Source organism: Paenibacillus sp. NPDC058071 (genome assembly GCF_042885235.1).
GTDB lineage: Bacteria > Bacillota > Bacilli > Paenibacillales > Paenibacillaceae > Pristimantibacillus.
In genome coordinates, this window is record NZ_JBHVSK010000026.1 from 38833 (window position 1) to 56457 (window position 17625).

The following is a 17625-nucleotide window of genomic DNA, read 5'->3' on the forward strand; positions in this document are numbered from 1 at the left end:
TTTTGAAGGGGGCCGTCGAGATGAAGCAACAAATGAATTTATCGCAATCGCTGTCTGTTATTGCAACAGTGGCGGGAATGCTTGTCATCTGGCAATTGGTATGCATCATATTTGAAGTGCCAGTCTATCTCCTGCCTACACCCCTGGATATCATCCAGCGGATAATCGTGGATTGGGATGTGCTGATTCGCCATAGCGGCGTCACGATATTCGAAATATTGTCAGGCTTTGGTTTGTCTGTTGTATTCGGGATTCCTGCTGCGATTATTATTGTGTATTCCAAGTATTTTTCCCGATCCATCTTTCCGATCTTGATTGGTTTGCAATGCGTACCCATGATTTCGATCGCGCCTTTATTAATTACCTGGCTGGGATTCGGCATGGTCACGAAGGTTATTATCGCATTTCTGATTTCCTTTTTCCCTATTATCGTAAACGCGGTAGTAGGTTTGAAGTCGACAGAGAAGGATATGCTGATGCTCGCCGCGTCCCTGAGAGCGAACTCGCTGCAAGTATTCCTTCACTTCAGACTTCCAAAGGCTTTGCCAAGCATATTCGGGGGATTCAAGGTGGGAATTACACTCGCGGTCGTGGGGGCCGTCGTTGCCGAATTTGTTTCCTCGAATCGAGGGCTCGGGTATTTGCAGCTGGTTGCTAACTCCAAGCTAGATATAACGATGCAGTTTTGTGTCATTATAACGTTGGCCATCATTGGCCTTGTATGCTACAACCTTGTGGGTTGGATTGAAAAAATTGCGATTCCGTGGTATCGGGCAGCAAGAGGGGGAGAATAGTATGCCGGAAAAAACGATTGTCATTCGTGATGTAGAAAAAACCTTTCAAACGCGTGGGGGACCCGTTCAGGCGCTGTCGAAGGTGAGTTTGGAAATCGAGCCTTTATCCTTCGTATCTGTCGTAGGTCCAAGCGGCTGCGGGAAAAGTACGCTCATGAACCTGCTGGCCGGCCTCGATGCTCCCTCGGGCGGAACGATTGAAATCGGCGGGGTCGCCATGAAGGAGCCGCAGGACGGGAATGCGGTCGTCTTTCAAAAAGATCTTCTTCTGGAGTGGAGAACGGTCATGGCGAATATTTTGCTGCCCTTCGAATTGCAGAATATTACGTGGTTTGACCGAAAAGACCGCACAACCAATCGCCAATTGGCTGAGGATATGCTCAAGATGGTTGGGCTTGAAGGGTTTGGCGACAAGTATCCCTTTGAGCTGTCCGGCGGAATGAGACAGCGGGTATCGATTTGCCGGGCGCTTATACAGAAGCCAACGCTGTTAATGATGGATGAGCCGTTCGGGGCGCTGGATGCATTGACGCGGGAACAGATGATGTATGATTTGCTTCGTATGTATAATCAGTATAAATGTACGGTCGTATTCATTACCCATAGTATCGAGGAAGCCGTATTCCTGTCAGATCGGGTACTGGTGATGAGTCCCAGACCTGGCTCTGTTGTTAAAGATATTCGGATTGATCTGGAACGTCCGAGGGGAATGGACACTCGCATGGATAGTCGTTTCCTTCAATATGTACGGGAAATACGCGGTGTATTTCAATCACAAGGCGTACTTGCGGAGGTATAGGGATGCAGCGTGACAATGATTATAATTTAAATGTTGTTATGAATGTTCCGACGGCTCTGTTGATTATTGATATGCAAAATGATTTTGTTCATGATAGAGGTGCATTCGCACAATCGGGTTACTCCGTCAAGCCTTATCAAGCGATCATTCCGACAATGAAGCACATGATTGAGGAAGCGAGAGAAGCGGGAGTGCCCGTTGTCTGGATTGGAATGTCTCATAACGAATTGAATGACGGCAAGGATGCCTGGACGAAGCGGAGAGCGGGCCGAAATCATCCTCCCAGCTGCCGAACGGGCACATGGGGAGCGGATTTGTATCATGAGCTTGAAAACTGTATGGACGAAATGATTGTGTGGAAGCATCGTTACAGCGCCTTTGTCCAAACGAAATTGCATCAGCTTCTGGCGGACAGGGGCATTCAAACGATCATTGCAGCAGGTATTAACACGAACACATGCGTCGAATCAACGCTGCGTGATGCTCATCTCATTGGATACCATGTCGTGCTTGCCGAGGATGCAACCGCATGTGCATTCCCTGATGCTTTTGAACCTAGCCTGCGCAACATTGACCGGCACTTCGGCATTGTTAGCGGTTCGGAGGCTATTGTTCAGCAATGGAGGACAGCTGGGAAAAGAACGATATAACGTCCTATTTTAATTAAAAGCTGCTGCGATAGGTATTCGAGCGGCTGAATCGGCTCGCTTAATCGTGAAGGGTTCGAATTTGATACTGATATTTAAGAAGGCCGGCAGCTTCCACTTACTCAAGTGGCTGCCGGCCTTTCATCAACCATATTTATCCATTGTTTTAGTTAGAAATTTCCGAAAGTCTTCAACGTAGGCGCTTGGTTCTACGATTTTTAGATTTGTACCGAAACTTGCTAAAAATCCAAATCCCATACTGTTTTGAGGGACATAAATGGTTGCTAATAAATATTCAGGACTATAGTTTTCAATACTCTTTCGTCCGTACCTTTCAATAAATTGATCTTTGATGCCAGGCGAAATCAACGCCTTGACTGCGACTAGTTCCGGGTGATAACTTGGCTCCTGCTCGTGCTCCAACAAATCATCTCTAGGGGTAAACGTTTGTTCGTTCATATTAAGATCATCGATCCGAGATAGTTTAAACGTTCTATATCCCATTCGTTGTAAACAGAATCCTTTCAGATACCAACTCGTTTCGCTGAAATGAAGCTGATAAGGCTCGACCGTTCTTTTTGTCGCAGTGTCATTTTTATCAATATAATTAAATGAAACTAATCTTCTCTTTAATATGGCTTCTTGACATGTCTTCAAGGTTAGACGAATCTCAGACCGACCCTCCCAATCATAAAAAGACAGTTGAATGGAACCTTTCGGAGCCAATGGGCTAACCATGGCTTCTATTTTTTTGATCGTCACTTCAACTTCTTCGCTAATTAGAATTTGTTCCAATCCACTGAGCGCAGTCAAAATATTATCCAAGTCGGAGCTGCTTAAAAGACGTTTATCCACCTTGTATTCATCCATAATGCCGTAGCCGCCATTAACTCCAATGATAGAATAGATCGGGATGTTGGATAAACTCAGTGTTTCCATATCACGAAGAATCGTTCTTTTGGAAACGTTAAATAATTGTGCGAATTCTGTTGTTGAAACGATATCTTTTTTCAGCAATATCATGATGATAGATATTAATCTCTCAACCTTATCCATAGGTTCCCCTCTTTTTCAACTTCAGCATGAAACGGTGACATATAGCTGTCACCTCTTATAAATTATACTACATTTATAACAAGAAGGAGGTTGTGTTTTATGTCAGCTATTTCCTATTTAAACTTTGATGGAATCGCAGAACAAGCGATTGAATTTTATTCGGAGGCTTTAAGCGCAATAGAAGTAAAAAAAGTGACTTTTGGGGATATCCCGCAAGATCCAAACTACCCATTGCCGGAAAATGAGTTAAATATGATCATGGAATCTTCTATCGAATTCGAAGGCGGGAAAATCATGATGTCGGACGTTTTGCCTTCAATGAAGGCGGTAACTGGCGAGTTGGTGAAAGGGAATAATATTCTGATTAGTCTAGTCCTCGATGATAAGAAAAAACTGGAACAATACTTTAATCATTTGTCCCTTGGCGGCCATGTCATCATGCCGTTATCCAATACTCCTTGGTCTTCGTGCTTTGGAATGCTAGTTGATAAGTTTGGGGTCAACTGGAAATTTAATAGCGACGCAGATCGGTTTCTTGATAACGTAATATCCAACAAACAGTAACTCATTCTGAAAAATGGTCTTCCAAACTGAAGGCCATTTTTTATATACCGATGGAGGCATAATTTACGGCATGAATCGAAAAGCAATTTTACTTTCCTCTATCCTGATGTTTGCCATCTCTAATTGGTGTATGCTTGAGAATGCAAGCATGAATTAACGGGTATATGATAAATGTGGAGAGGTAATTATGGAAATGGATAATCTGGTTCCTGTACAATCGAGAGAAGAGTTGAGGTTTTGGCTGCAGGAAAATAGTAAGACTGAAAAATGTTGTTGGGTCTTGGTCAGTATGACGCCCAAATCGGATACGCTCTTATATTTGGACGCGGTCGAGGAAGCTTTGTGCTTTGGATGGATCGATGGAGTCAAGAAGAAAATATCTGAAACGGAGCTGGCTCAGAGACTGTCTCCTCGAAGCAAAAAAAGCTCTTGGACTGAATTGAATAAAGAACGTGTCCGCCGCCTCGAAAAGTTGGGGTTGATGACAGACGAAGGAAGAAAGGTTCTTCCTGATATGGATTGCGATTCTTTCAGAATAGATGGAGTTATAGAAGGAAGGCTAAAAGAGGAAAGGCAAGTATATGAGAATTTCATGGCATTTCCAGATCTTTATAAAAGAATTCGGATCGACACGATACAAAGCATTAAGAATCAGCCAGAATTGTTTAAAAGCAGATTAGACAAATTCATAACCAACACGAAAGAAAACAAAATGTACGGTCAATGGAATGATAATGGACGCCTGCTAGATTATTGAGATGCCCTATCAGCGCCATTATCTAGGCAGATCACCAGTGGCCACAGTACGTTATATTCCTCTAAGATCACCTAGAATCATTCATGAAAGAGATCATTACATTTAGGCGAAGTGCACCCCATATAGTCGACATTGGAAAATCCTGATACGTAGGCCAATGGAGACGATAAGGGGTGCCTTTTTGCTGTGTCGAGCATTAACAAGGGCTAAGGGAGGTTTAGAGGGGAATCATCTTCACCTTTTACTTGCATCTCACACACCTTTTTGCTATATTTGTTAGTAATAAATTGTTATTATCAAATTGTTACTAAGAAATATCATGTGGCAGCGGAGATCAGAAGCGGTATGTTTTTCATAAGCAAATCATTGCGGATTTGAAAGAGCGGCGGATTTCCTTTATCACGCTGCGTGGAAACCTGGAACAACGAATGCACAAAGTAAACGAGGTTTTGGCGAAATTTGAGCCTTACCGGAACTATTTCGGAGAGCTGCATGGCTAGCATAAAGAACAAAGGAGGCAGGGACAAATGAATTTGTTGGATCGCAATGGACTTACAGAACGTGAGTTTTTGGAGCAGTACCGTGCCGGGGATTATGAGCGGCCTTCGGTGGCGACGGACATGGTCATTTTCACCGTCACGAATACGGAGTCGGACAGCTACCGCAAGCTTCCGGAAAAAGAGCTGCGAATTCTACTCATTCGTCGGGGGGGTCACCCGTTCTTAGGCAAGTGGGCGCTTCCGGGCGGTTTCGTCCGGCCGGACGAGACGACGGAGCAGGCGGCAGTGAGGGAGCTGCGCGAGGAAACCGGTGTGGGTGACGTATATTTGGAGCAGTTGTACACCTTCAGCGATGTTGGAAGGGACCCTCGTACCTGGGTGATGAGCTGCAGCTACATGGCCTTAATCAAGAGCGATCAGATACAGCTGAAAGCGGGCGATGACGCTGTCGAAGCCGCCTGGTTCAAGGTAACCTATCAGCTTCTGCGCGAGCGGAAAGAGCTTGTTGAAGATGGGTATGTAAAAACAATGGAATACGAGCTCAAGCTCAGCAGCGAAGAGGCAGAGCTTACAGCAGTTGTGGCTCGGACGATAACATCAAAGGCAGCCTCTACCTCAACCGTATACTCCATTGAATCAAATGAAGGACTGGCTTTCGATCATGCGAAGATTATTGCTTACGCTATTGAGCGACTGCGTGGAAAAGTGAATTATACCAATATTGCGCTGCACTTGATGCCACAACTTTTTACTTTGACGGAGCTGCAGCAGGTATACGAGGTAATTCTGGACAAAGAGCTGCTGAAAGCTGCCTTTCGGCGTAAAGTGACGGATCTCGTGGCGGAGACCGATCATTATACTGAAAATGCGGGACACCGTCCGTCCCGGTTATATCGAAGAAATATGGAGGACTATTAATGATATACAATATTGAGCAGTTAAAAAAAGCATATATCGCAGGAGAAACGTTCAAGTTTGTTTTCTTTTGGGGACATACACCGCTAAAGAACGACGTTGTCGACAAAAGCTGCTTCAGCCAATGGTGGATGAGCCCTTTTGTGGTAGAGGGAATTGAGTATTCCTGTGTCGAGCAGTTTATGATGGCAGAGAAAGCAAGGCTGTTTGGAGATGATGAAATGTTGGATGCGATCCGTAAATCTAAGCATCCCAAGGAGATGAAAGCCTACGGGCGTGCAGTCAGAAACTTCGAAAAGGATACTTGGGACAACGAATGCTATAACATCGTCAAAAGAGGCAACTTGGCCAAATTTTCGCAAAATCCAAAGCTTGGCGAATATCTCAAGTTAACGAAAAACCGTATTCTCGTCGAAGCCAGCCCGCGAGATCGCATTTGGGGGATCGGCATGGGTCAGTCCAATCCGGACGCTGAGAATCCCGTAAAATGGCGGGGGAGGAACCTACTCGGATTCGTGCTGACCGAAGTAAGGGATGAGTTGCTGCGGAGTTAACTTTTACCGGAATTGTTATTGATGAGAGAAGAGGGGATGAAATGAACCGAAAAGAAATTGCAGAGGAAACATTACGGATACAGCGGCAAGGCTTCTATGAATATGAAGGACGACGGGTAGAATTCGCCACTGCGCAAAAGCATTCCGAGGACAGCAGCGAGCTGATTACGCCGGAGCATGGAGAGGCACTAGTACGAGGAATTGCCGGTTTGCCTAAGCAGCCGCAAGGCGCCGCTTGTTTTGTCGCCAACGAAGCTACAGTAAAAGCGATTTTGGATTTTGCAGAGACAGGTAAAGAACGCGTCGGGGTGTTAAACTTCGCCAGCGCGAAAAATCCCGGTGGAGGATTTTTAAATGGGGCAATGGCTCAGGAAGAAAGCCTGGCAGCCTCCAGCGGATTATATGAAACGCAACTGCGCAATGAAGGCTACTATAAGGCTAACCGGGCCTGGAAATCGATGATGTATACGGATCACGCCATCTATTCACCGGACGTAGTGTTTTTCCGTGACCAGCGGTTCCACCTTATTGAACGACCGGTGACAGCTTCGGTATTGACGCTGCCCGCCGTGAATTATGGGCAGGTTCTACTTAAGGGAGAGGACTGCCAGAAGGCGGAAATGATGATGAAAGACCGGATGCGACTGGCCCTGGCGATATTCGCCCACAAAGGAGATAGGAACCTCATATTGGGCGCTTACGGCTGCGGCGTTTTCCGGAACGAACCGGTGAAGGTGGCAGGATGGTGGCGGGAGCTTCTGGAGAATGAAGGATTGGGATTACTGTTTTCAGAAATTCGCTTTGCAGTATTGGATACATCCAAGGATGCTAAGTGCATTCATGCTTTTGAGAAGATGTTCGATGGCACAGCTAACATAATGACCGATTAGGTGCTCATTTCTTTTTTGAATTTGCTTGACTTTTCCCGCGTGTGGAAGGTTTATACTAAATTGCTGAGGAATTCATTCCAGCTTCAATGTAAGGAAGGAGCCATGTTTAAGATCAGCGAGTTTTCCAATGCCCAAAGCCACCCCATTGTTTGGAGTGGCTTTGTTTTATATGGAGATGTATATTTTGTGGTCAAAATGGACTTTGTGCTTAGATACATTACGGTGAACCGTATCATCGTTAGTGGTAAAGCAGAGAGTTGAGTTAAAGGTTGGCGTTCTAATGCTAAATCTCCAAATAGGGGTATAAAATGCGGCACATTTTGACCCGAAGGTGCGGAAGGTCGATCCCTACATTCCGCAGTTTAATGTAAAACGGCAGTAATGCCGTTTTTTTGTGTACATTTGATTGACTAAGTTACAACATGATGAAGTGCATTGACAAAGATGTGTATGCTGTGTATTCTGTGTATGTATATAATACACAGTTGTGTTTCATGGAGGTAACATGAAAATTATTATTTCCAATACGTCTGACCCGCCAATATATCAGCAAATCAAAAATCAAATAAAGGCTGCCATATTCCACGGCGAGTTAAATGAAGGTGAATTGCTTCCTTCTATACGAGCTTTAGCAAATGATCTGCACGTAAGCGTACTTACCACTCGAAGAGTATATGATGAGCTTGAGTCAGAAGGATTTATTACAACTAAAGCAGGCAAAGGATCATTCGTAGCCAAAGAAAATTTTGAACTGCTTTTGGAATCTAAACGGCATATGGTTGAAGTTAAGCTGAGCGAGGCTTGGGAAACTGCCCGATCTCTTGGCATAAGTAAAAGCGAATTATATTCCATGATGGATTTGCTTTTCGAGGAGGGGGAAGGATGAAACCAATATTAGAGGTAAATGGTTTGAAGAAACACTTGGGAAATTTCAGGTTGGATGATGTTAGTTTTTCTTTAACCGAGGGCTGTATTAATGGATTCATTGGTGTTAACGGTGCTGGAAAAACTACAACAATAAAACTGATACTTGGATTAATAATAAAAGATGCTGGAGAAATAAAATTTTTCGGAGACGATATTCAAAGAAACGAACGGGAATTCAAAAACCGAATTGGCATTGTACTAGATGAAGGTTATTTCTATGATGAGCTAACATTGTTTGAAATGAAGGGCGTTATCGCGGCAGCCTATTCCGATTGGGATAACACTCTGTTTAACCATAATATTGAACGGTTTGGGTTACAGTTGAATCAGAAAATAGGAACACTATCCAAAGGTATGCGTATGAAGTTTGCAATTGCCTTGGCTATTTCCCACCATGCAGAGTTATTAATCATGGATGAGCCGACAAGTGGACTTGATCCTCAGATTAGACTTGAATTGATGGATATTTTACTTGATTATGTGAAAGATGGGAAAAGTGTTTTCTTATCTTCACATATTACTTCTGACTTAGATAAGGTTGCTGACACTCTGATATTAATTGATAATGGTCGAATCGTATTTAGTGAAGAGAAAGATATCCTGCTGGATAGTCATGGACTTATTAAAGGGGATAAAAAGGAACTGAATAATCTAACAAGAAAAATGTTCCTAACTTTACATGAAACAGAATATGGGTTTTCCGGTTTGACTGATGATAAAGCAACTGTTCGTCAGCAAATGAAAAATATACTCATTGAAAGACCAACGATTGAAGATATTATGCTGAGCTACATCGGGAGGTGACCAAGATGCTCTTAAATCTTGTGAAAAAGGATTTCTTGCTCACGAAAAAATATTGGATCGTAATGTTTATTGCAGCAATAGCGTTACCAGTCTTTATTCATACGAAGATTGCGTTTTTCTCAGAAGCAGGGTTTCTACCTTTCTTTCTTAGTACTCTGTACATCATTTTCTTGTTGTTCAGTACCGTTTCGATGATGGAAGACAAGCACAGGGGGGCGGCGTATCTTTGTGCAACTCCTTACACGAGAAATACTATCGTTAGATCGAAGTACCTTTTTATTATAGCAATTTTCCTTGGTTGCTATGTCTTATATACTCTTACAACTCTGTTCAGTCCCATTAAGATCAACATGCTCGGCATATCTGACATTGGTCAAACATTCTTTATTGTAACTATCGTTTTTAGTGTGATTATCCCAGTTCAATATCGATTTGGCTATGAAAAATCAAGGTATATCTTCTTTTTTTTGATATTTCTGACGCCTTTCTTATTGCCAAATATGATGAAGATTTTTCAAAGTAATGGAATCACAGTTGTAGACTTGCTTTCAATTTCACAGTCGATTATGGGTTTGTTACTTGTCTTGATGGCTCTTGTTATAGGGTTAATATCGCTAAGAATTTCGATTCGAATCTATTCTAACAAAAGCTTATGAATTGAGGATGGGGTTATTGTAATAGTTGCTATGTCGAGCGAGATTTGTTCAATGATAAAGAAGGGGAATAGCGATGAACTTAAAACAAAAAAAGATCATCTATAGTTTATTGGGGACAATTCTTGCTGCAACCGCTTTGGCTCAAGCTATTGAAAAGAATTATCTTGCGATATTTCCGATTATAGGTTCAGTCGCTTTTTTCATGAGTGCTTGGCGAACGAAGAATAAATAAAGAGAGACGGGGTAGATTCGACCAGAAACTGCATTTTATTAGAAAGTGTATTCGCCCAACTGATCCATTCGGGTGATACGCAGGACTTTAACTGAGACACAGCGATCAGGTTATGTAGATTGAATAAGGAAGCGCCGCTAGCATGGTCAGCATCAACAGCCTGTAGTCGATGAGATATTGAGTCTTTTGGTTCACAGAAGACGATTCCTTTACGGAATCCGCTTTACCATCGGATGACTTGCGGTGAACCGTATCATAAGTAGGGTGATTTTCTATAGATGCATGACTATTATCCTGGCGACGAAGCTGCTATAAACTGTTCTCTTTTTTTAAAGAATCTAATAAGGTACAATATTCTTTTCTTTTTTGATTACTTTCATCATTACAAAGACGTTCTAATAAGAATATTGTATACTCTCTAGGTTTACGTTCTAATGATTTTACTAATATGTCTTCATAACCATTATGATAAAAATTTTCTAAAAAACTACCAAATGGTCCTGGACCGCCAAAATCAATATCTGGACTTCCTTCAACTAATAGAAATATAGGCTCTACAAAATCAAATGCATTATCTAACTTTTTAATCTCATCCATTATTTCATATGCTGGGTCTTGGAATAAATATTTATCTTTTTCCTTATCAGCTCGTTCTATTAATCGTTCTAATTCATTAATATAATCTTCAATTTTCTTTTCCAAAAAAAACTTCTCCTTTGTAATCTTCTAATATTGGCGTCATCAATTATTCCTTAGTACCGCCTAAAGCGCTAAATTATCGGTTTCCTGTGCTGGACTGAACTTGATAAAGTAAAAAAAGTAATTATTGGTGCAGATTCTGCAAGAGTCCTAGCCAATGAATTGCAGCGGAGCAGTGCAGAATTAACGATTTTGGAAGATATTTGTGAAGCTCGGTTTCGGGATGAACGTAGCTGCCCCTACTGTGAGGCACATATAAATTGTATCGGAAAGCTATCGGGAGTTTATTACATCAAATTGCGAAGGTTTTTCCACTCGTTCGTTTGATTGTAGTTAGTGTTGAACATGACGATAAAAAAATAAAACGATTAGGCCTGTGAATGCGAGTGTGTATCGATTGTTTTAGAGAAAAATAAGCTGGTTTTGTATAGCTGAACCGTACCATAATTGACGGGGAAAAAGTGTATGAAGGAATGAGAGTATTGAACGAACAAGAAATTATTAACCGAACAGCGGTACCAATTACCGTGAGCAGCATGATGCGAGATATGCGTTATTTAGGCATGCAGGAGGATGACAATGTTCTTGTCCATTCTTCATTGTCCAGTCTGGGATGGGTTTGCGGTGGGGCACAGGCTGTAATTCAGGCATTATTAAACTCCATAGGGGTGGGTGGAACGGTAATCATGCCTGCACAGAGCGGGGACTGGTCTGACCCCCGGGAATGGGAAAATCCGCCTGTGCCAAGCGAATGGATTAATACGATTTATGATGAGATGCCAGCATTCGATGCTCTAATAACTCCTACTAGAGGGATGGGGCGCATCGCGGAGTTATTTAGGCTGTTCCCGGGCACTTTTAGATCGCAGCATCCTCAGGTTTCTTTTTGCTCGAACGGCAAATATGCTGAACATGTCACATGCGACCATCCTTTAACTCCGCAATTTGGTGTGGATTCCCCGCTTGGCAAGCTTTACGATATCGGTGCTAAGGTACTCTTGCTTGGTGTAGGATTTGACTCTTGTACGAGCTTTCATCTTGCCGAGGCTAAGCTTACTAATATGCCTACAAAGCGGATGGGAACGGCCATGATGAAAGACGGTGAGCGAGTGTGGGAGTGGTTTACGGATTTTGCGTATGATTCTAGTGATTTTACTATGATTGGAGAGCGTTTTGAAGCAGAAAGCAATCTTCAACGCGGTAAAATCGGGAACGCGGACTGCGTCTTATTCGATTTGAAGGAAGCGGTTGATTTTGCAAGTAAATATCTTGAGAAACATCGAATGAATAACTAATCTAAATGCGGATCACCTGATCAAGGTGCCTGAAATTTCTCTGATAGCTCCGTTGGGTGAAAAGCTGGGGTACGGGGGAACTGCGATTGAGTAAGGAACAAATAAATGGGATGGAGGGTAGCATGAAGAATAAAATACATATTCTTGGAGCCTCGGGATCAGGAGCGTCGACTCTTGGAAACGAGCTAACCTTACTATTACCCCATATAAGTTATGATGGTGATGATTACTACTGGATTGAGAAATTTACTAAACAGAGGGAGCCAAAGGATAGGCTTCGATTATTAAAAGAAAACCTTTCGAATTGCAAGCAATGGATCCTTTCTGGGGCTGTTTGTGGATGGGGTGACGAATTAAAGTCAGAATTTGATTTGGTTATTTTTCTTTATGTACCTGAAGAAATAAGATTACAAAGGTTAAAAGAAAGAGAATTTCAAAGATATGGCGCTACCATATTACCTGGAGGGAATAATTACGAGCAATCAAAAGCTTTTTTAGATTGGGCATCGCTCTATGATGAGGCTGGCTTGGAAGTTAGAAGCAAGTCTTTGCACGAGCATTGGATGTCAGATTTGAATTGCCCGGTCTTGAGGATTGAGGGTAATCATACCGTTAAAGAAAGAGTAAATATTGTTCTAGATTATCTTAAAACAAGCAATGGATTCCCAACTAACGGAGACCAATAGTTTAACAAAATTAAATGGGCTGATTGAAATAAAGTTTAACATAACTATCCGAAAAAGAAGCACAAAGTCTATTCTTAGACATTTGTGCTTCTTGCTTGTTTACAGCGCAACAAAGGCATGCGTGTCTTACATTTCGATACAACAGTTCATGCGTCACATCAACATAGAATGCTGGATATGAATGAACACTTGTCCATTCAAATATAATACTTTGATTTTAAGGCGGCTAATGACGTGTACTGCTTTACCAAAACAAGAAGAGGCAGAAATTTATCAAAATTGATAACATTTGGAATAGTGGATTTTTGGACTCAAGGGCTAATTGGTTCTTTGTGACTAGAAATCTGACCACTATTTTCCATAAGTGTGGTATGCTGAGGAAAGGTTATCGATTTCGGTCACTAAGCATATTGGGGAAAATGATAGGGTTTGTGTGAATAAATACTTGAGAATCAAAGGGGATTTACGAGAAATGTTTATTGAATTTGAAACATCTGAAAAAGAATTAATAAAAATTGATATTTCACCTCAAGTTGATCTGGTGACATATGGAAGCCTTTTCGAATTCCCAGAGATAACATTCAATGAATATTCTCCAATTTCCCATTCTGTAAAAATTGTATACCCATTTGAGTCTATTGAATTGGATTACCCTTTAACAGAGGATATTGAGAATCAAATCAAAGCTAAATATCATGTGGAAGACGATCAAATAATAATTGCAAGATTAGAAATAACTGAGTTTCCAGATGAGTGGAAAGAGGAAATGGAAACTTCATGGTTTGAATGGTTGGATGCTCTCGATGGGGATCACGCTATAGTTGGAGCAAGGGCAGATCAAATAGTAAACGACGATATTTATGAAGAAGATTTCGATTTTGGAAGTTTGTATTATATCCAGAGGTTAGATGTTCACCCTAATTTCAGGGGGGAAGGGATCGGAATAAAGTTGATTAACCATTCATTCAAGTATTTGTTAAGAAACGCTCAGGGTATTGTTTTCTTGATTGCTAAGCCAATGCAGTCAAGGCTTTCAAAAACTCAAATAGACTTCAATAGTTCAAGTAGACTATCAAAATATTACAGACGTTGCGGGTTTAAAAGAGTATCAAAAGAAAGAAGTAAATCAATTTTGATGGAAGCGCAAGTACATAAAATAAAAATATGAAAGTAAATCAAGGTGCTAAGTACGTCGTTAAAAACGTATTTCTCACTGCATGTCACTGTGTGCTTAAACGATAGTGCTTAGAGATCACTAAACCAAAGGGGGAGCTATTTCATGAGCATCTTTGATGAGTTTAAGGCAAAGAAGGCTGCAGGAGAAGTACTTTCTTTAGATGATCTTACTAAAGAAGATCTCAAAACGATGTTTGTAAATGAGCAGAAATCAGACTATATGATTTCTCAACTTTTTGAAGTAAAAGAATCAAAAATTACGTACAGACGTAAAAAATACGGAATTACTATCAGAAATTCAATACTTGATGATTACTTATTTGTTAAAACTGGGCATGCAAAAGAAATGAATAACAAAGTAAAGGCTGAACTTTTAGTTGAAGGAAACGTAACAATGATTGCAAAAGCCATTACTCATTTTGCATTTAGAAATGGTCCAGTTGAAGACATGCATGCACATCCAAATAATCAACTCTCCGAAATAGATATGGAGACTCTAAATAAATTCATGGTGAATAGAATAGCGTACATATTCAAGTTAATAATTGAAGAACGATGGATCGAACTTGATTTTATGATAAGGAATACTGATCGGTGGTACGGGCATGGATGGGATGAAGCCATTCCTGATGATGGGGATACCAGGAAAATAATTAAGTTAATGTTAAAGAAATAGTTTAACCTTTTGCTCCCGCTGTGGTAAGTGCCACTTGGTTTTATAAATGTGGCGGATGCTGTTGGAGCAGGTATATCGGGTGATTAGATAATTGGGGAAACAATGTCATAATTATGATATGCTTACGTACCAACTTTTGCGCCCACAAAGAGGTTGAGAATTTGACATCATGACCTACCGGCATTAGTCGATGCGGGCATTTGATACTAAAGCGGATTTAATAGGGGAATTATGATTGGGAATAGCTAATTTGATTCCGGTTTACGCTATAACATAGGTATTTATAAGTTCGTGAAAAAAACTAAGACTTTTTATGAAATAAAAGCGAGATCAAAGGAGAGCAGGAGTTTTATGAATGAATTTACATCTGGATTACTAATGGCAATAATTCCTGCTGTTATTGTTGCAATGATTAGTTCATACATTACTGTTCGGCTATCCAAGAGCCAGTTTTACTCACAAAAATGGTGGGAGAAAAAGGAAGAAGCTTATTCAAATCTTATAGAACAGATATCTTATCTACTGTATTACTTTGAGAAGTACTCAGAGCACTCGATTGGGATTATTGAGATTAGTGAACAGGAACGAAAACAAATGGAGGAAGAATATAGAGTTGTACAAAAAGCTGTAAAGAAATCAGCAGCAGTTGGATCATTTATTGTATCAGAATTGTCCGCAAAGGCGTTAACCGAACTGATAAAAGAGCTTGACATCGAAAAGGTGGGGTGCCATATGTTTGATAATTTTGATAGATGGTTTGAGGCAACAAAATCCTGCATTAATATAATAAGGAAGGAAGCAATTAACGATTGAAAAAAAATAATATTATCCTATAATAGCGGATACTCTATTAAGCTAAAGGGTAGAGACTTCGGCACTCCAATTTCCAAAGAGGGGCCAAGAGCATGAAGAAAAAAATAAGGACAATTAATGTTGGAGAAAAGAAATACGTATTTATGATTAACAATAAGTACAATCATGGTGCAAATGAAGTTTCTCTTTCAGTATCAGTAAAGGAACTGAAGAACAAAACCTGTTCATTCCACTTTCATACTTGGGATGATCCTATTACAGGGAGCCCTCTTTTAGTTGGTTTCCACTTAAAGAAGAAAGCGACAGGCAATATTGAAAATTTCAACTTGCATTATCCAAGAATAGTTAAGCATTTTATATTATATGGTTTGGAAAATGGCTGGAATGGAGCAAACAGGATAGTTTTCAATGATGGACTAGAAATACTAAGTGAGCTAGGTTACGATGTTTTACCGCTAAAACCGTGACAAATTGCATTTCTTTCCTTCTTAAATCAGCATTGCTGAAGTCAATTTTTTCTTACTATTATGTTACTTGGTAGGTTCAGCTATACCAAATAACACAAGGAGTTGAATACTTCATTGAAGAAGATCATTGCTGGGGGAATCGTATTATTAAGTGGAGTAATCTTATTTTTAGGAATCTATATACCCATGTCATTTCATGCATCCAAGTTGGGAGGTTGGACCACTCCTCCCGGACGACTAGGGACTGCTTTGAATGAAATGGGTGGAGCAACTGCTTTCAACTACTCAATTATCATGATAATTTGCGGTATCTTTTTATTGCTTTGGGGCTGCTTTGAAGAAGAGATAAAACGGACTATAAAGAAAATAGTACATTACAATAAAACATTACAGTAACGGAGACTACAATTAAATAAAGCTAAGGTAAGAAAGGGCCATCTTGCAAAGGATGGCCCTAAAACTTTTCATTACAGACAAGGGTCAGTAAACCTAGTGAAGTGAATCTGCTCATTTTAGCAATCTCATCAAATTCTAAATGGGGGTTTGTTATGCAAAAGGAAATTGCTAGATCCAGCATTGAAGCGAAATTAAAGAAAATAGTAGATTCCAGTGTAAAAAGCAGCAATACATTCCTTCTCATTCACTCAGACAAATTGGACATTCACTGGAATATGGCTTTCGGACAATCTGATAAGGAGCATGCGATTCCGGAGCAACCGTATCACACGGCAAGCATCGCCAAATCATTTACAGCAGCCATCATCGCTATTCTTGTGGAAGAAGGGAAGCTTACTTACTCTGATCCAATAACGAAGTATTTGCCGGCCACGTTATTGGAGGGACTGCATACCTACAAAGGTACAGACTACTCTTCCGACATAAGAATTGAGCATCTCGTCAGCAACACTTCGGGATTAGCCGATTATTTTGAAGGAAAAACGAGGCATGGCCAGTTCACGGAAGTGCTGCTTAATGATCCTAAACGTGTATGGACGCCTGAAGAAACCATAGAATGGACGAAGCAGTATCTTCCTCCCCGATTCTCGCCGGGTAACGGTACGCTTTATACCAATACAGGATTTAACTTGCTGGGTCTAGTTATTGAGAATGTCACATCGAAGTCCTACCATGAGGTTTTGCACGAGTACCTATTTCAGCGCCTGAATATGGAACAATCCTATTTATCTCACTACACGGAACCATTGGTGAAAAGTCCATTGTCAGTTGCGAAACTTAGCGTAATGGGTAAGCAGATTGATGTTGAAGAGCATCTTAGCTTTACAAGTATTTTCGCTGCGGGGCAGGCTGTAAGTACATCAGAGGATTTACTCAAGTTTATTAAGGCTTTGAACGAGAACCGATTGGTGCCGAAAGAGCATGTAGCTCAGATGATGCAGTGGAAGAAGATGCGGGTGGGGATTGATTACGGCTATGGCTTGATGCGTGTGCGTATGTTCCTATTTTCCCAGAAATACAATGTGTGGGGGCACCTGGGTTCAATGGGTTCCTTCATGCTCTATAATCCGGGGTTAGATGTGTACCTTGTAGGCAGCTTTAACAAAGCAGGATCTACGGGACCGTGCATTCGCTTCTTATTTCATGTGCTAAGAACTTTGGAAAAGTGTGATTAAAAACAAAACTGTCAAATAAAAAAGTTCTATAGGTTTGGGTGCTTCAATTATTTACATTGAGAATAGTTATCAATATAATGAAAAAAG

General features: G+C 41.0%; 22 protein-coding genes. 20 read left to right on the forward strand and 2 right to left on the reverse strand.

The features are described from left to right. Positions 1 to 20: 20 nt before the first annotated feature. Genes ACFVTB_RS26700 through ACFVTB_RS26710 form a run of 3 tightly spaced genes read left to right on the forward strand, consistent with a single transcriptional unit; the run spans position 21 to position 2243 of the window. Positions 21 to 794 carry an ABC transporter permease gene (locus ACFVTB_RS26700; RefSeq protein ID WP_387756284.1) on the forward strand — a complete coding sequence of 258 codons (774 nt, stop codon included), beginning with the start codon at positions 21 to 23 and terminating at the stop codon, positions 792 to 794. Position 795: 1 nt separating this feature from the next. Continuing rightward, on the forward strand, positions 796 to 1593 hold the full coding sequence (locus tag ACFVTB_RS26705) for an ABC transporter ATP-binding protein (RefSeq protein WP_387756286.1): 798 nt from the start codon (positions 796 to 798) through the stop codon (positions 1591 to 1593). 2 nt (positions 1594 to 1595) lie between these two features. Then, a complete protein-coding gene (locus tag ACFVTB_RS26710; protein ID WP_387756288.1) occupies positions 1596 to 2243 on the forward strand; it encodes a cysteine hydrolase family protein in 648 nt (215 codons plus the stop codon). 141 nt (positions 2244 to 2384) lie between these two features. Here the strand turns inward: ACFVTB_RS26710 and ACFVTB_RS26715 are convergent, their stop codons facing one another. Then, positions 2385 to 3296: a helix-turn-helix transcriptional regulator gene (locus ACFVTB_RS26715; protein ID WP_387756290.1), complete on the reverse strand. Its 912-nt coding sequence runs from the start codon at positions 3294 to 3296 to the stop codon at positions 2385 to 2387. Between the two features lie 99 nt (positions 3297 to 3395). Here ACFVTB_RS26715 and ACFVTB_RS26720 point away from each other — a divergent pair, with 99 nt between their 5' ends. From ACFVTB_RS26720 to ACFVTB_RS26760, 9 genes are all read left to right on the forward strand, one after another. Beyond that, entirely contained in the window at positions 3396 to 3860 is a 465-nt protein-coding gene (locus ACFVTB_RS26720; protein ID WP_387756292.1) for a VOC family protein, read from the forward strand. A gap of 187 nt (positions 3861 to 4047) precedes the next feature. Next, the gene (locus ACFVTB_RS26725) at positions 4048 to 4617 is read left to right on the forward strand and encodes a YdeI/OmpD-associated family protein (protein ID WP_387756294.1); all 570 of its coding nucleotides are present in this window, start codon (positions 4048 to 4050) and stop codon (positions 4615 to 4617) included. 527 nt (positions 4618 to 5144) lie between these two features. Beyond that, positions 5145 to 6035 (forward strand): NUDIX hydrolase, encoded by an 891-nt coding sequence (locus tag ACFVTB_RS26730; protein ID WP_387756296.1) that lies wholly within the window; start codon positions 5145 to 5147, stop codon positions 6033 to 6035. Beyond that, a complete protein-coding gene (locus ACFVTB_RS26735) occupies positions 6035 to 6586 on the forward strand; it encodes a riboflavin biosynthesis intermediates N-glycosidase (protein WP_387756298.1) in 552 nt (183 codons plus the stop codon). The genes ACFVTB_RS26730 and ACFVTB_RS26735 overlap by 1 nt, the downstream gene beginning before the upstream one ends. Positions 6587 to 6627: 41 nt before the next feature. Then, the gene (locus ACFVTB_RS26740) at positions 6628 to 7476 is read left to right on the forward strand and encodes a TIGR02452 family protein (RefSeq protein WP_387756300.1); all 849 of its coding nucleotides are present in this window, start codon (positions 6628 to 6630) and stop codon (positions 7474 to 7476) included. A 505-nt stretch (positions 7477 to 7981) separates the two neighbouring features. Next, a complete protein-coding gene (locus ACFVTB_RS26745) occupies positions 7982 to 8362 on the forward strand; it encodes a GntR family transcriptional regulator (protein WP_387756302.1) in 381 nt (126 codons plus the stop codon). Continuing rightward, complete coding sequence (locus tag ACFVTB_RS26750) at positions 8359 to 9207, forward strand: ABC transporter ATP-binding protein (protein WP_387756304.1); 849 nt, start codon at positions 8359 to 8361, stop codon at positions 9205 to 9207. The genes ACFVTB_RS26745 and ACFVTB_RS26750 overlap by 4 nt, the downstream gene beginning before the upstream one ends. A gap of 5 nt (positions 9208 to 9212) precedes the next feature. Next, a complete protein-coding gene (locus ACFVTB_RS26755) occupies positions 9213 to 9863 on the forward strand; it encodes an ABC-2 transporter permease (RefSeq protein WP_387756306.1) in 651 nt (216 codons plus the stop codon). 73 nt (positions 9864 to 9936) lie between these two features. Next, on the forward strand, positions 9937 to 10095 hold the full coding sequence (locus tag ACFVTB_RS26760; protein WP_387756308.1) for a hypothetical protein: 159 nt from the start codon (positions 9937 to 9939) through the stop codon (positions 10093 to 10095). A gap of 309 nt (positions 10096 to 10404) precedes the next feature. On the opposite strand, the gene ACFVTB_RS26765 is transcribed toward ACFVTB_RS26760, so the two are convergent. Next, positions 10405 to 10797, reverse strand: coding sequence for a hypothetical protein (locus ACFVTB_RS26765; protein ID WP_387756309.1), 393 nt, complete (start codon positions 10795 to 10797; stop codon positions 10405 to 10407). 479 nt (positions 10798 to 11276) lie between these two features. On the opposite strand from ACFVTB_RS26765, the gene ACFVTB_RS26770 reads away from it, so the two are divergent. The 8 genes from ACFVTB_RS26770 (at position 11277) to ACFVTB_RS26805 (ending at position 17538) form a co-directional block, all read left to right on the forward strand. Next, positions 11277 to 12089, forward strand: a complete 813-nt coding sequence (locus ACFVTB_RS26770; RefSeq protein ID WP_387756311.1) for an AAC(3) family N-acetyltransferase — start codon at positions 11277 to 11279, stop codon at positions 12087 to 12089. Positions 12090 to 12211: 122 nt separating this feature from the next. Then, positions 12212 to 12775, forward strand: coding sequence for an ATP-binding protein (locus tag ACFVTB_RS26775; protein WP_387756352.1), 564 nt, complete (start codon positions 12212 to 12214; stop codon positions 12773 to 12775). Between the two features lie 472 nt (positions 12776 to 13247). After that, positions 13248 to 13943: a GNAT family N-acetyltransferase gene (locus ACFVTB_RS26780; protein WP_387756313.1), complete on the forward strand. Its 696-nt coding sequence runs from the start codon at positions 13248 to 13250 to the stop codon at positions 13941 to 13943. 111 nt (positions 13944 to 14054) lie between these two features. Then, positions 14055 to 14627, forward strand: coding sequence for a hypothetical protein (locus ACFVTB_RS26785; protein WP_387756315.1), 573 nt, complete (start codon positions 14055 to 14057; stop codon positions 14625 to 14627). A 351-nt stretch (positions 14628 to 14978) separates the two neighbouring features. Continuing rightward, positions 14979 to 15440: a hypothetical protein gene (locus ACFVTB_RS26790; protein ID WP_387756317.1), complete on the forward strand. Its 462-nt coding sequence runs from the start codon at positions 14979 to 14981 to the stop codon at positions 15438 to 15440. 92 nt (positions 15441 to 15532) lie between these two features. Then, positions 15533 to 15907 (forward strand): hypothetical protein, encoded by a 375-nt coding sequence (locus ACFVTB_RS26795; protein ID WP_387756319.1) that lies wholly within the window; start codon positions 15533 to 15535, stop codon positions 15905 to 15907. 114 nt (positions 15908 to 16021) lie between these two features. Further along, on the forward strand, positions 16022 to 16303 hold the full coding sequence (locus ACFVTB_RS26800; RefSeq protein WP_387756321.1) for a hypothetical protein: 282 nt from the start codon (positions 16022 to 16024) through the stop codon (positions 16301 to 16303). Between the two features lie 152 nt (positions 16304 to 16455). Next, positions 16456 to 17538 (forward strand): serine hydrolase domain-containing protein, encoded by a 1083-nt coding sequence (locus tag ACFVTB_RS26805; protein WP_387756323.1) that lies wholly within the window; start codon positions 16456 to 16458, stop codon positions 17536 to 17538. Positions 17539 to 17625 lie beyond the last annotated feature (87 nt).